This is a genomic window from Proteinivorax hydrogeniformans (genome assembly GCF_040515995.1).
Lineage (GTDB): Bacteria > Bacillota > Proteinivoracia > Proteinivoracales > Proteinivoracaceae > Proteinivorax > Proteinivorax hydrogeniformans.
Genome location: NZ_CP159485.1, coordinates 980858 through 995978 on the forward strand (window position 1 = coordinate 980858; position 15121 = coordinate 995978).

General features: G+C 37.1%; 10 protein-coding genes and 1 tRNA gene. 7 read left to right on the top strand and 4 right to left on the bottom strand.

All coding sequences use genetic code 11. The features are described 5' to 3' along the window. Positions 1-9: 9 nt before the first annotated feature. Both PRVXH_RS04655 and PRVXH_RS04660 read right to left on the bottom strand, forming a co-directional pair. Positions 10-1107 carry an NAD(P)-binding protein gene (locus tag PRVXH_RS04655; RefSeq protein WP_353894151.1) on the bottom strand — a complete coding sequence of 366 codons (1098 nt, stop codon included), beginning with the start codon at positions 1105-1107 and terminating at the stop codon, positions 10-12. Beyond that, the gene (locus tag PRVXH_RS04660; RefSeq protein ID WP_353894152.1) at positions 1107-2225 is read right to left on the bottom strand and encodes an NAD(P)-binding protein; all 1119 of its coding nucleotides are present in this window, start codon (positions 2223-2225) and stop codon (positions 1107-1109) included. Before PRVXH_RS04660 ends, PRVXH_RS04655 begins: the two co-directional genes overlap by 1 nt. 134 nt (positions 2226-2359) lie before the next feature. On the opposite strand from PRVXH_RS04660, the gene PRVXH_RS04665 reads away from it, so the two are divergent. After that, a tRNA-Ala gene (locus tag PRVXH_RS04665) sits at positions 2360-2435 on the top strand. Positions 2436-2563: 128 nt separating this feature from the next. After that, positions 2564-3208, top strand: a complete 645-nt coding sequence (locus tag PRVXH_RS04670) for a hypothetical protein (RefSeq protein WP_353894153.1) — start codon at positions 2564-2566, stop codon at positions 3206-3208. 147 nt (positions 3209-3355) lie between these two features. Here PRVXH_RS04670 and PRVXH_RS04675 read toward each other — a convergent pair whose 3' ends face one another. Together PRVXH_RS04675 and PRVXH_RS04680 are read right to left on the bottom strand one after the other, a co-directional pair. After that, complete coding sequence (locus tag PRVXH_RS04675) at positions 3356-4831, bottom strand: amidase family protein (protein WP_353894154.1); 1476 nt, start codon at positions 4829-4831, stop codon at positions 3356-3358. Positions 4832-4998: 167 nt separating this feature from the next. Continuing rightward, positions 4999-5526 (bottom strand): FmdE family protein, encoded by a 528-nt coding sequence (locus PRVXH_RS04680; protein WP_353894155.1) that lies wholly within the window; start codon positions 5524-5526, stop codon positions 4999-5001. A gap of 168 nt (positions 5527-5694) precedes the next feature. Between PRVXH_RS04680 and sppA the strand changes: the two genes are divergently transcribed. The 5 genes from sppA (at position 5695) to PRVXH_RS04705 (ending at position 15099) form a co-directional block, all read left to right on the top strand. Continuing rightward, positions 5695-7374, top strand: a complete 1680-nt coding sequence (sppA, locus tag PRVXH_RS04685; protein WP_353894156.1) for a signal peptide peptidase SppA — start codon at positions 5695-5697, stop codon at positions 7372-7374. A 422-nt stretch (positions 7375-7796) separates the two neighbouring features. Next, positions 7797-11306 (top strand): pyruvate:ferredoxin (flavodoxin) oxidoreductase, encoded by a 3510-nt coding sequence (gene nifJ / locus PRVXH_RS04690; protein WP_353894157.1) that lies wholly within the window; start codon positions 7797-7799, stop codon positions 11304-11306. Positions 11307-11500: 194 nt separating this feature from the next. Further along, complete coding sequence (locus PRVXH_RS04695; RefSeq protein WP_353894158.1) at positions 11501-11806, top strand: hypothetical protein; 306 nt, start codon at positions 11501-11503, stop codon at positions 11804-11806. A 16-nt stretch (positions 11807-11822) separates the two neighbouring features. Continuing rightward, positions 11823-13412, top strand: a complete 1590-nt coding sequence (locus PRVXH_RS04700; protein WP_353894159.1) for a lipopolysaccharide core heptose(II) kinase RfaY — start codon at positions 11823-11825, stop codon at positions 13410-13412. A 130-nt stretch (positions 13413-13542) separates the two neighbouring features. Then, positions 13543-15099 carry a diguanylate cyclase gene (locus PRVXH_RS04705; protein ID WP_353894160.1) on the top strand — a complete coding sequence of 519 codons (1557 nt, stop codon included), beginning with the start codon at positions 13543-13545 and terminating at the stop codon, positions 15097-15099. Positions 15100-15121: the final 22 nt, after the last annotated feature.

Sequence of the window (15121 nt, forward strand, 5' to 3'; positions counted from 1 at the left end):
ACAAGACTTCTAATAAAGAACTCTGTCCACTTTTTTTGAGGCAAATGTGTTGGTCATTTTTGATAACAGGTAGATAATATTAATATTTGTTCTAGTAACAAGCGACCTAAATCCCGGGGTTTTAACAACCTCAAAGGCACGATCAAAGTCCTCATCTCTAAACTTATCTACATATCTTCTCATCATTAATAGTTGCTGATTTCGCCTAAGCCACATATGAGTAAGTTCTGTAAAATCCTTTCCCTTGATGATGCTTTGGGCTGCAGCAGCCCCGCTTGCTAAACATTCAATAGAACCAAAAGCAAATAACGGATCTATAAAGCCACCTGCCAGTCCCACAAAATATAAGTTTCCTAATTGATGTTTACTAATATGTCCGATGTTATGGGGCGTTTCATAAAATTCTTCATACTCCACATCCCAGCCCAATGAATCGATAAACTTATCCCAACACAACTTTGCTCCATATTCTCCGACTTCTAGCATATTTAGAATTAGCGAGCCTTTTCTGTCATTCCACGGCACAAAATAACCATAACCACTTTGTGAATAGGCTTTTTCCATCCACATACCTACGGTTTTGGGGTCAAAGTTGCCCTTTACCGTTGCTCCCCTTACATAACCGGATATATCCGTATTCCAAATGCCGCAAAGCTTTGGAATCTCCGGCGTTCCGGTGGCGACTACAACATGGTCATAATCTCTAGCTAGCTCTCTAAAGTTTGTGATGGATTCATATTGTATCTCTGTTTCTATGTGAGCCTTAAGCTGAGAAGTTATCGCTCTCTCATCGGGTCCTGAAAGGAAGATATATCCCAGTTTTCCTTCTAAGGTAGCTGAGTTATTAGCTGTATAAAAATTAACCCGTCTGATTTCTTCCATAGCCCTTAAATTAAGCCCATACTTCTCTTTTAGGTGTATAACAGGGTCTTGTACCGGTCTATACATGAGATTAATCCAGCCTAGTGTATGATTAAATCCACGAGAACCGGTTTGTTTGGCCATCTCAAAAATGTCAGGAGAAACCCCCATCTTCTCAAGTTCGTATGCACATGCTAATCCTGCAACACCTGCTCCCATGATAGCTATTCTAGGTGTTTTTTTCATTACTTTTCACCTTCCTTTGGGTGAAGAACTGTGTCAATCTTTTTAGATACTAAAGTATTAGCCACGTTAGAAAGTAAGCTAATTAAGTTAACGTTAGCTCTAGTTGCCAACGTCCTAAAACCGGGTGTTTTTAGATAATCTAGCATCTTATCAAAATCCTCATTTGAAAATTTATCTACATATCTTCTAAGTCGTAATGAACTGTGATTTCTTTGAAGCCACAACTTAACTTCTTTGTTAAAATCTGCCCGCTTTGCAATATGCTTTGCTGCAGCCCCTCCACTTTCAATTGTAGCGATGTTACCAAAAGCAAAAAGAGGATCTAAAAATCCGCCAGCAGCACCTGTAAAGATAAGGTTATCGTATATGTGCCTTTCTAGGTGCCCAAGGTGATGAGTTTTTTCCCAAATCTCTGCAATCTCTATATTCCAATTTATATCATCTAAAAACCTTTGCCAACAGGTGTCGGCACCCTGAACTGTGACCTCTAACATATTTAATATAAGTGAACCTTTTCTATCACTCCATGGCACAAAATATGCATAGGCATGTTGTGCATACTCGGTGTTAAACCACATTACTATTGTTTGGGGATCAAAATCTCCATAAACAGTGGCTCCCCTAACATAACCAGCAACATCGGTTTTCCATAAGCCGCAAAGCTCAGCAATATCAGAATTTCCGTTAGCGATAACAACATGCTCATAATCCTCAGCTAAATCCCTAAAATTTACCACTTCACTAAACTTAATAGGAGTTTTTATTTTAGGCAATAATTGATAATATAGGGAGCGTTTATCCGGACCGGAAAGATGAATATACCCCAAATTACCTTCTAAGGTTGCGGAATTGTTATTTGAATAAAAGTTAACTCGACGTATTTCTTCAATAGGCCGTAAATTAAAGCCATATTGCTTTTTAAGATAAACTAGCGGATCCTTAATAGGCCTATACATCACCTTCATCCAACCAACTGTATGATTGATGCCCTGGCCACTAACTTCATCCATAATTTCAAAAACATCTGGGGTTATTCCGAATTTTTCAAGCTCATAGGTACAGGAAAGTCCCGCAATTCCCGCTCCCATTATCGCTACTTTTTTCTTATTTTTGGACATAATTAATTACCTCCTGTGTTTATTATTTGAAATAAACCCATAAAAAATAAGCTTCAAATTTTGTCAAAAATAAAAAAGGCAATATCTCTTGACATTAGATGCAAAAATGGTATAATATATTTTGTAATTATTTCGGGGATGTAGCTCAGCCGGGAGAGCGCATGTCTGGCAGACATGAGGTCAGGGGTTCGATCCCCCTCATCTCCACCAAAATAAAACACAAACCCTTCTCATTTAATTTGAGAAGGGTTTTTTTATATGCCTCATTATAAGAGAATCACACAACCTCTCCTTTATTCATAGGATAATTAACTGTGAAAAATGGAGGAGGTTATCAGTTGAAAGTATTAACTGTTTTTTTAATGATTATTATGGGGTTTTCTGTGTTTGCTGCAGGATGCTCCCAAAATAATGTGGAAACTTTTGAAGAAGAGGCTCTAGAGTTAAAAGAAGGCACTGAGAAGGAGCAACAAGAAGACAACGAAGAAATAATAAAACAAGAGGAAGAAGTTGAAGAAGTAGTAGACCAAGACAAAGAAGCTGAAGAAGTAGTAGCACAGGATAATAATCAATTTGATATAGTAGAAGTTTTAAAAGAGGTTTATGCACCACTAGACTATTTTTACAACAACTTAGACAATGATTGTACTAAGTCATCATACGGAGTGGGGTTACCTAAAAAATATAATACACGAAAAAAGCTGTTAGAATTCTTTCAAACAACAATGTCCTACGATGTGGCAGTTGCCTGGGTTGACTATTTAGTTCAATATGATCAACAAAATGATGTATACTATATCTCCCCTAGTGGACGATGGGCTACTATCCATGATTACATTCCCCAAATAACTATTTTAGAAAAAACCGATACAAGGATAATTGTAGAGGAGTACTATGATGATGATTTTGAACCATACACAACAATAACCCACATAGAAATAAGGCCTGACAACACTTATATATGGATAATGGATTATGAGTAAACATAAACGCCCCCCTACCTGGTAATGTAGGGGGCGTTTATGTTTAAGCTATTATAACTGGGCATTAGAATGAAATTTTAAACAAAGCCCTCTGGTTCAACAACAATCAGCGGCAGAAAGCACGCTGCTTAATGAAACTTCACTTTATCAAACTAATTTAGGTAAAACCCTATGCTTTGTAGCTTGTTCAAAGCTATATGCTAGCTCAACTAACCTGTGCTCTGTAAAAGCCTTTCCCGTAAAAGTAACACCCATGGGCTCTCCGTCCTTCGTATATCCTCCTGGTACAGTAATGGATGGATAACCTGCCTTAGCCGGCAGCTGTGCTCCATAGTTAGAAGGAAACAGCAAAGCGTCTAACTTATGCTCCTCGATGACAGCATCTATACCGCCTTTTTGTGAATAATGTTGATCTCTGATAAGTTCGATCAAGTATTTACTTTGATTTAAAGTCCCATTTGTGTTTTCGCTCATTTCTAAATGATTTTGACCGTACTTTAAGGCGATTTCTTTATTTTCTTCGTTAAACTTTATAACATCTTTTAAAGTCCTTACCGGCACTTGAGTAGGTTTTGTCCCGCTTAAATAAGCGTTAATTCCATGTTTAAATTCATAAAATAAAGTATCATACCCCAAAGGTTTTTGGGGAGAAGGCATTTTAAGATTATCAATAATCACAGCTTTGCAACCTTGGATGTCTTTTATAGCAGTTTCCAAAATTTTAAGTTTTTCTTCGTTTAAATGCTGATAAAACTCCCGACAAACTCCAATTTTTGCATTCTTTAAACCATCCTTTTTAAAAAAGGATAAAAAATCTACACCTACACCTGGTGGTATAGTCTGTGTTGCTGCGTCCATTTCATCAGTTCCCATAATAACACTTAAAATCGTAACAGCGTCAGCTACACTTTTAGCCATAGGTCCAGCAGTGTCCTGAGTGTGCGATATCGGTATAATACCGCTACGACTAACCATACCAACAGTTGGTTTAATACCTACAAGAGAATTTTGACTAGAGGGGCTTAAAATAGAACCCGAGGTTTCTGTGCCTATAGCAGCACAGGCGAGGTTTGCAGCCACAGCCGCCCCAGAACCTGAGCTTGACCCACCAACATCTATTGTGCCTAACCCATATGGATTTAGAACCTGTCCTCCTAAGGAGCTATATCCGTTGGGCATCTCGCTAGACATAAAATTAGCAAATTCAGTAAGGTTTGCTTTTCCTAAAATTATAGCTCCTGCTTGTTTTAGTTTTTTTACTAAAAAAGCATCTTCTGCAGGATAGTTATCTTTTAAAGCTAAAGTCCCAGCACTTGTGCGCATTTTGCCTGCAGTATCGATGTTATCTTTGATAACCACCGGGATTCCATGCATCAAGCTACGGGGGCCCTTCTTTTGCCTCTCCTTATCTAAGGATTCCGCTTCAAAAATAGCATTAGGATTAAGCTCTCCAATTGAGTTGATATTAGGGCCGGACTGATCATAGAGGAAAATCCTTTTTAAATAAATCATAACAATTTCTTTTGCCGTAGTTTTACCTGACTCCATAGCGGCTTGAAGCTCCATAATTGACTGCTCTAAAACCTTGCTATCATCTAAAAAGCCTAAACGGTTTTCACTCATATAATCACCTCAATATTTCGTTTGTAGAAACATTCTACATTTTGAGTCTAAATACCTTTTTGCAGTGAGGGTGATTTTTTTGCTGCTATTTTTTGGTCGCTCTTAAATGACGAGAAGTATGGGGAATAGAAGCTGAGACAAAATACTTGTCCCAGCTTCTTTGTTTTTTAGTAGACGCGAGTGTATTCTTCAAAACAATCAACGCAAGCTTTTTTACCGTCAAATAGCCGAATGCGGTGTTCTGCTGCACCTTCTTTACATAACTCACAAATCACAGTGTTAAATAACTTCGCTTTTTGAGGTAGAGGTTGTTTAACTTCCTTTATTTCAAACAAATCCTCTTCAGCACTATTTAATAAAAACTTCTGTTTCTCATCTCTTTTGGTAGGTCCGCCAATGTCCCTGCGAAATACCAACCTAAACTCTTTTTTTGAGTCGCGACTGTAAAAGCTGTATGCAACTTTTCCGTGGTCTTTATATATTAAATTGCCTTTTCCAAAAGTGCATCCTAAAACAACTTGGATTCCATCTACTCCACAGGCGTCATTTTCAGTAATGCACACTATCTCCTCATCGTTAGCGCTTTTGCCATCAAACAACTTTCGAGCAAGCATAGCGGCCTTATACCCGATGGTTAACCCAGGACAAATATGTCCATGAAACTTAACGCACTCATCCCATAATTCATTATTCATGTTATCCCTCGTTTCTTTGTTTTGATAATTACAAATTCTAGTTACACCATTAAATTTCCTGCTTTTACATTCGACTAATTAATAAGATATTTTGTCAAAAAAGAAGGAATTACAATTTGAGTGACAAATATAAATATTAGGAGTAGTTAAAAAAGGAGGGTGTTAATTTTGGGTTATATTACTTATGGGATAAAGAAGGCTTCTCACAGCGTCTCTAACAGCATAAGAAAAATGAAGAGCTCCCCAGACTATGTTAGGTTTTTTTTAGAAGGTGAATACACAGATTTAAGGGAGTCTAAGCAAAATTTTATTAGAAGAAAGATCAAAAAGCCTAAACAAAACCTACAAGAGCTATGTGAACAAATAGAACAGGTTGCAAATGACCATAGGGTAAAAGGGATGATACTGGTTATAAGGCCAGACCTTCAGCTGTCAATAGCTCAGATACAGCAGCTTAGAGACACCTTGCATAATAGCAGGCTAAAAGGCAAAAAAATAATTTCATATTCCTACCGATATAACACCAACACTTACTACCTAGCTTCCTTAGCTGACAGGATTCTGCTCCAACCGGGTGGAGAGGTAACACCGCTAGGTTTAAAAACAGGGTCTATGTTTTTTAAGGCAGCACTAGATAGGCTTGGCATAGAAATGCAAATGTACAACGTTACCCCATATAAGTCAGCAGCAGATGCAATGACAAAAACAACAATGACAGAAGAAGTAAAGAAGATGAATAATTGGCTCTTAGACTCTATATACGATGAAATTTTGACTGCAATCTCAAAAGGTAGAAAAATCAGCTTAGATGAAGCTAAATACGCCATAGATAACTCTCCATATACAGATGTAAAAGCTAAAAAAGCTAAAATCATTGATAAAGTGCTAAATGAAGAACAAATTTATAGTTACCTTAACGAAACTGAAGGCAAGAAAATAACCATCAAAAACTTTAAAGAAGCGCAAAAATCTCTTTTAAGGCCAGCTCCTAAAAGAGCCAAAGATTATATAGCGTTAATAAAAGTGGAGGGAAACATAATAGACGGCAAAAGCTCAAACCCTCTTTTTAACTTCCCTATACCTATTTTAGGTGGTCAAAAAGTTGGAGATATAACTGTAGTGGATCAAGTCCGAAAAGCTCAAAGCGATAAAAGGGCAAAAGCAGCAGTTATCTATATTGATTCAGGAGGTGGCTCTGCCACATCTTCAGAAGCAATGGCGTCGGCTATAAGAGAGTTGTCAAAGAAAAAACCAGTTGTAGCGGTGATGTCCTCAGTTGCTGCTTCTGGAGGCTACTATGTAGCCACAGCCGCAGACTGGATTATAGCTCAACCTAGTACTGTAACAGGCTCAATAGGAGTAATTACCGGCAAAGTGGTTAATAAAAAAATGCTAGAAAAACTTTTGCTAAACTATGAAAGTATAACCCGTGGAGAGAATGTAGAAATGTCAGAAGGCGCAAATAGATTTAGTAAAGTACAAGAAGAAAAAGTTAAAGAGTCCTTATTTAGAATTTATGATGTATTTTTAGACAGAGTAGTTGACGGCCGTAGTATGCTCAAAGAAGAAGTTGAGAAAATAGCAGGTGGAAGAGTTTGGACAGGAAAACAAGCTTACGAAAAAGGTCTTGTCGATGACTTAGGTGGCTTAGAAACAGCTTTAAGAAAAATATACAACCTGACATCACTCGATAGTACCACACCTGTAAAAGAAATACCGTTTAAAAAGGAGCAATTTAAAGAACCTCTACCTACTACTGCGTCTATGCTAAACCTTGCTTTAGAGGACCTTAAAAAGCTAGAAGGATGCAACCTATATGCCTCTCCCATGCTCTGGGTAAAAAAATGATAAGAAAGTAGAGGCTTTGGCACAAGCGGTGCCGAACCCTCTACCAAGTAGTAGATATTCTAATAATGATTATAAAAGTATGAACTTTTCTCAGGGTGTTTCATTATTTTAAAAAAACTGTACCATAAACTATAAAGTTATGATATTATATATACAAGGTGCTCAAAAAGCAATAAAATCACTGTGTTATAACAAATTGTTCATATTTGGAGGAACAGATTCTATTATACAACAAATAACTGTTTCAAAAAATATTAAATGTGTTACATACTTCACGTGGTCTACACTCTGATATAAAGGCTTTGTGCTATGCTATAACAGTACAGAAAAATATGTTTTTTCTAAAAATTTACTACCTTTACATTGTTTAGTATAGTCAGCCTGTTATATAATCAAAAAAATACCAAAGGGGGTTTTTGAAAATGTCTAAAAAAATGCAGACCATGGATGGCAATACTGCTGCATCTTACGTATCTTACGCATTCACTGATGTAGCTGCAATCTATCCAATAACTCCGTCTTCAGACATGGCAGAAAAAGTTGATGCTTGGAGTGCGGAAGGTCGAAAAAACATTTTCGGTCAAACAGTAAGAGTAAGTGAGTTACAATCTGAGGCAGGTGCTGCTGGTGCAGTACATGGATCGCTTCAGGGTGGTGCTCTGACAACTACCTTTACTGCTTCACAAGGCTTACTTCTAATGATTCCTAACATGTATAAAATCGCAGGAGAGCTTTTACCTACAGTTTTTCACGTAAGTGCTAGAGCTGTTGCTGGGCATGCACTATCTATATTCGGTGATCACTCCGATGTTATGGCTACAAGACAAACAGGTTTTGCTATGCTAGCTTCCGGTAGCGTTCAGGAGGTTATGGACTTAGCTGGTGTTGCACATCTATCTTCAATTAAATCAAGAATTCCTTTTGTACACTTCTTTGATGGATTTAGAACATCACACGAAATGCAAAAGATTGAAGTAATCGACTATGAAGATTTTTCAAAATTAGTGGATTACGATGCATTAAAAGCTTTCAGAGATAGAGCGCTAAACCCTGAAAGGCCAGTTCTTAGAGGTAGTGCGCAAAATCCTGATATATTCTTCCAGGCAAAAGAAGCTTCTAATAGGTTCTATGATGAAGTTGATGACACAGTTAACGAATATATGCAAGAAATATCTAAGCTCACAGGTAGAGAGTATAAGCCATTTTCATACTATGGTGCTGAAGATGCAGAAAGAGTTATCGTAGCAATGGGCTCTGTCACTCAAACTGCAGAGGAAACTGTTGACTACTTAAACTCTAAAGGCGAAAAAGTTGGTCTAATCAAAGTTCACTTATATAGACCGTTTTCACCAAAATACTTCTTCAACGTTCTTCCAAAGACAGTTAAGAAAATCTGTGTTCTTGATAGAACAAAAGAGCCAGGAGCAATTGGCGAGCCACTTTACCAAGACATTCGCACACTTTTCTTTGAAAGCAAAGAAGCGCCTGTAGTAATTGGAGGCCGCTATGGATTAGGCTCTAAAGACACTACGCCATCTCAAATCAAAGCTGTATTCGATAACCTTAAAGAAGAGCATAAAAATAGATTTACAGTTGGTATCGTAGATGATGTAACTAACACTTCTTTAGAAGTAAAAGATAAAATTAACACAGTTCCTAAAGGAACCGTTAGATGTAAGTTCTGGGGTCTTGGCTCAGATGGTACAGTAGGTGCGAATAAATCCGCCATTAAAATCATCGGAGACCATACCGACATGTATGCACAAGGATACTTCTCCTATGATTCTAAAAAGTCGGGTGGGGTGACAATATCACACCTTCGTTTTGGAAAAGAGCCTATCAAATCCACCTACCTTATCGATCAAGCTGACTTTATCGCATGTCACAACCAGGCTTACGTTGATAAATACGACGTGCTTAAAGGCCTTAAGCCAGGTGGAACCTTCTTATTAAACTGTCTGTGGAGCCCTGAAGAGCTTGAGGAGAAACTACCAGCTCATATGAAGCGCTACATCGCAGAAAATGACATCAAATTCTATATCCTAAATGCTTACGATATCGCTGGGAAGATAGGACTAGGAAACAGAATTAACATGGTTATGCAGTCTGCATTCTTTAAACTAGCAGATATAATTCCTGTTGATGATGCCATGAAATACCTTAAAGACGCGATTTTAACTAGCTACGGTTCTAAAGGTGAAAAAATCGTTGAGATGAACAACAAGGCTGTAGATGAAGGTATCGGCGCCCTTGTTTCTATAGATGTTCCAGCTAGCTGGAAGGATGCTAAGGGTGAAGAAAGTAAAGAGCAAGATGTTCCAGACTTTATTAAAAACATCCTTATCCCAGTTAACGCTCAAGAAGGCGATAGCTTACCAGTTAGTACCTTTGTAGGAGCAGAAGATGGTACGCTAATGCAAGGATCCTCTAAATATGAAAAACGTGGTATAGCAGTAGATGTACCTTGCTGGCATATGGATAACTGTATCCAATGTAACCAATGTTCATATGTATGTCCACACTCAGCAATTCGTCCGTTCTTAGTTGACGAAGATGAGGAAAAGAAAGCTCCAGCTTCATTTGAAATGAAGCCGGCTATGGGCAAAGACTTTAAAGGTCTAAAATACCGTCTTCAAGTAAGTCCTCTTGACTGTACTGGTTGTGGCAATTGTGTAGATACCTGCCCTGCTAAGAAAAAGGCTATCACTATGCAGCCACTAGAAACCCAAATTTCAGAAAAAGATAACTGGGAATTTGCTGTTACCTTAACAGACAAATCAGACCGTACAAACATTGAGACATTAAAAGGCAGCCAGTTTGCACAACCTCTAGTGGAATTTTCAGGAGCATGTGCAGGCTGTGGAGAAACCCCATATATCAAGACTATTACTCAGCTATTTGGCGATAGAATGATGATTGCTAATGCTACTGGATGTACCTCTATCTGGGGGGGAAGTGCGCCATCTACACCTTATTGCACAAACTCTGAGGGCAAAGGTCCAGCTTGGGCAAACTCTCTATTTGAGGACAATGCAGAGTATGGTTATGGTATGGCCTTAGCTTCGCTTCAAACAAGAAGCAAAATTAAAGACTTAATGGAACAAGCGATGGAATCAGGAATTTCTACTGAACTTAAAGATGCATTTACTACTTGGATTGAGAACAAAGAAGACGGTAAAGGCTCCAAAGAAGCCACCATGAACCTTCTGCCACTTCTTGAAAAAGAAGCTGACAATAAGCTTGTAAAAGAAATCATCGACAAAAAAGACTTCCTAATTAAGCAATCTCAGTGGATCTTTGGTGGAGACGGCTGGGCTTATGACATCGGCTATGGCGGTTTAGACCATGTGCTAGCTTCTGGAGAGGATGTAAACGTTTTAGTTGTTGATACTGAAGTTTACTCTAACACTGGTGGTCAGTCATCTAAAGCATCCCCAACAGCAGCGATTGCAAAATTTGCTGCATCAGGTAAGAAAACCAGCAAAAAAGATCTTGGTGCAATGGCTATGAATTACGGTTATGTTTATGTTGCACAGGTAGCTATGGGAGCGGACAAAAACCAATTCCTAAAAGCTATAAAAGAAGCGGAAAGCTACAAAGGTCCTTCTATCGTCATAGCATATGCTCCATGTATTGCACACGGTATTAAGGATGGAATGGGACGTACTCAAAATCAACAAAAAGAAGCAGTTGAAGCGGGATACTGGCACATGTATAGATTCAACCCAGAACTTAAAAAAGAAGGTAAAAACCCATTTGTTATGGACTCTAAAGAACCAACAAAACCATTTAGAGACTTCTTACTAAGTGAAGTAAGATATAACGCCCTTCTAAAAACCAATCCTGAAACTGCTGAAGATCTATTTGCAAAATCCGAGGAAGATGCAAAAGAAAGATATCAGCGTTATCTAAACCTAGCTAACCAAAAATAGATAACTAACTAAAAACCCATTGCCATCGGCAATGGGTTTTGCTATAAGTATAATGCCTCATAAATTAGAATAAGTATAATAATAGTCAAAGCTGGGAATCCTACTGTAGTGGTGTAACCTGCCTCTATTTGACAATTAAAGGTATAGACTATATAATCATGCCAAAACCAAATATACAAAGGGGGTTTAAACATATGGGAACACTTAAGAAAATATTGTTAGCCGGTTTAGGAACTGCCACTTATACCTATGAAAAAGCTAATGAAATGGTAGATGAAATGGTGGATAAAGGTGAGCTAACGGTTCAACAAGGCAAAGAATTAAATCAAGAGCTAAAAAACAAATTTAGTCAAAAAGCAAACCAAACATCTGAGGAATTTGTAGAACTAAACACCGTTAAAGCGCTTATAGATAAACTAAACCTGGCCAAAAAAGAAGACATCGAACGACTAGAGGCTAGAATTGAAAAGCTAGAGGGGGAAGAAGATACCTTGTCATAAAGGTATCTTCTAAGCTATGGAGACTAAAACAAATAGACAAAGGTTTCAACAGATTGTTTCGGTATTTGTTAAACACGGCGTGAAAGATGGAGTGGCAAATCCTCGCCAGATAAGAAAAGCTTTTGAAGAACTAGGACCAACCTTTATAAAAGTAGGTCAAATACTTTCAACAAGACCGGATATTTTATCTCCTGAATACATAAATGAATTTCAAAAATTACAAGACAAAGTTCAAAAGTTAGATGAAGACCAAGTAAAACAAATACTAGAAAAAGAGATAAATATCGATGTATACACAGAGTTTAATCACTTTGAATTAGAACCGCTAGCTACAGCTTCGATAGCGCAGGTGCATACAGCAGAACTAAAAAGCGGTGAAAAAGTAGTACTTAAAATAAAAAGGCCTAAAATAGAAAAAGCTATGGCCCAAGATCTTCATATTTTAAAAAGGTTAACTTTATTTTTGCAAATCCTCCCTAATCTAATAAGAACCGAAGTTATTAAAGCTGATGAAATGATAGAAGAGCTATGGGAGCACTTATTACAGGAGTTAGACTTTATAAACGAGGCAAAGAACATAAAAAAGTTTCATGAAAACAACAAAGAATTTAAATTTATAAAAACCCCAAAAGTAATTGAGCAATATACTACAAGAAACTTATTAGTTTTAGAATATATAGACGGTATTAAGCTTAGTGATACTAAGCTGCTAGAAGAAAAGGGGTACTATCTAGACGATATAATCGAAAAACTCGCCTATAGCTTTGCTCATCAAGTGCTAGAGGATGGCTTCTTTCACGGAGACCCGCACCCCGGTAACATTATAATATCAAATAATAAAATAGCATTTATTGACTTCGGTGCCATGGGCACAATTTCTCGGGGACAACGAAATGATTTCAATATGCTTCTTAATTCAATAGTGACTAACGATATAGACAAGATGCTAGAAAGCATACTGCGAATAGGAGTTGTCAAAGGTCCTATTGATAAAACTCGACTATCTAATGACCTAGAGGTTATTTATAACAGCTATGCCAATCAACCTATCAACGAAATAGATGTAGTAACAGCTATCCAAGATAATTTTGATGTTTGTCTAGATAATAACATAGCTGTCCCTAAAAACGTCGCTTTGCTAGCAAAAGCTATGCTAACCTTAGAGGGTGTAATATCAGAGATTACACCAGAATTTAATGCCATAGAGTTAATAGCGCCATATGCTCGAAAGCAAATGTTAAAACCAGAGAACATAAAAAAAGAGACATTAAATCAAATAAAAGGCCTGTATAAAACCGCCTCAGCAGGTCTAAAGATACCTCAAACTATGCTCGATGTCTTAAAAAAGCTGTCCAGAAATGATATTAAAGTGCAAATGGAGCACACAAACTTAGAGCGGGGAATTAGAGAAATAGCAAAAACAGGAAACCGAATAGTTTTTGGCCTAATTACATCATCGCTTTTAATGGCCTCATCCATTGTGATTGTAGCCGATGCAGGCCCCAACCTATATGGTGTTTCAGCCATAGGTTTAGTTGGTTATCTAACCGCTGGATTTATGGGGTTAGTGCTGTTGATATTTATAATAAGATCTGGGAAAATGTAAAAACTCAAATCCTCTGTAAAAACTAAGAGGGTTTGAGTTTTATTTATAAAAAGTGAAAAAGCCTATTTTATTATTTGTAAAATTCATATAAAATGGATGTAAGAAAGATTTACTGAGGAGAGAAACCTAAATGAACCTGAATAACTTTTATGTAACTCAAAGAGAGCAAATCAATGACATGCTTTTAACGTTGCTAGAATATAGGGAAAAACAAACGGCAGATTCTAGGGAGAAACTTACAAACTTTTTTGCAGATCTGTCTGAGCAGAGCTGTCAATTAGAGCTAGAGGAACTTCACCTTTTAGCAGATAACTGCCAAAAGTGGTTAAAAGTTGACAAAAAATCATGGAGTGAAAAGCATTACTCATATTCTTTGCTTTTATTAGGGGTGGCCAAACTTTACAGAAAGCTAGATGAGTTGCTTAAAAAAGAAAATGACCATATTAACCATGAATATACCAAATTTAAATATACTGGGAATATACTTATAGTAGACGAAGATGTAGTAACCTTAGATACATTAGACACCGTATTTAACCAAGAGGGATACAAAGTTAACATAGCTTCCACAGCAGAAAAAGCATTAGAAGTTGTGGAACATCAGGTTATAGACATAGTTGTAGCTGACGCAGGTGTACAAGCCCCTGGTGGCTTGGAGCTGATTGATCTAATAAAAAAATCATCACCTTATACAGCTATAATATTACTATCCAAGTCGGAAAATTTACAGCTTAAAGTGACAGCTTTACAAAAGGGAGTGGAAGACTTTTTGGTAAAGCCGATTCAGGATTTAGAGCTTAGAGCTCGGGCAGAGCAAATACTCAAAAAGAAAGAACATCAGCAAATGGATTTAAATACAGACAGCTTAACTGGAGCCTATACAAAAAGGTATTTTAGTTCGATATCAAAAGATATAGACAAGTTTTCTTTAGCATTTTTAGATCTTGATAATTTTAAAAAAGTAAACGACACCTATGGCCATTTAACGGGGGATAAAGTCCTAGCTGAGTTTTGTCAGCTTATCAAAAAAAATATCCGTTATGATGATATGCTGTTTAGATTTGGGGGAGATGAATTTGTGCTGGTGTTTCCCAACACCAGTCAAAAAGATGCTTTAAATATCTTAAAAAAGCTAAAAAAAGTCATCGCCTCAAATAAAATAAAACATGACGACAAACAAGTAATTGAGGTAAATTTCAGCTGTGGAATATCTGAAAAACAACACAAAAATGAAAGGCTAGAAGACATCTTAGATAGAGCGGACAAAGGATTATATGCAGTTAAAAATAAATCCAAAAACGGTATAGTAATTTATAATAATGAAAATACAAACATCCAAGAAAAAAATGCCATTTTAGCAATCAATGACCCTATAATGGCCAAACTTTTATCCAATCGTCTAAAAAAATTGGACCTAACAGTTAGCTATGCGACAGATGGCCATCAAACGAGCAGCTTACTTACTGAGGTAACCCCAGACATAACCATTGTTGACATAAACCTACCATCTATTGACCATTCTAACCTATTTGATAAAATTTCACATAAAACCACTAAATCGCTAATATTAGGGGAAACAAATGACAAACAACTAATTCTCGAAGCCTTAAAGATGGGCATGGATGATTACATAATAAAACCATTTACATTAAGAGAGTTAGAAGACAGAATAAAAAGGATACTATAAAATTAAAAACAGAAAAGCACTT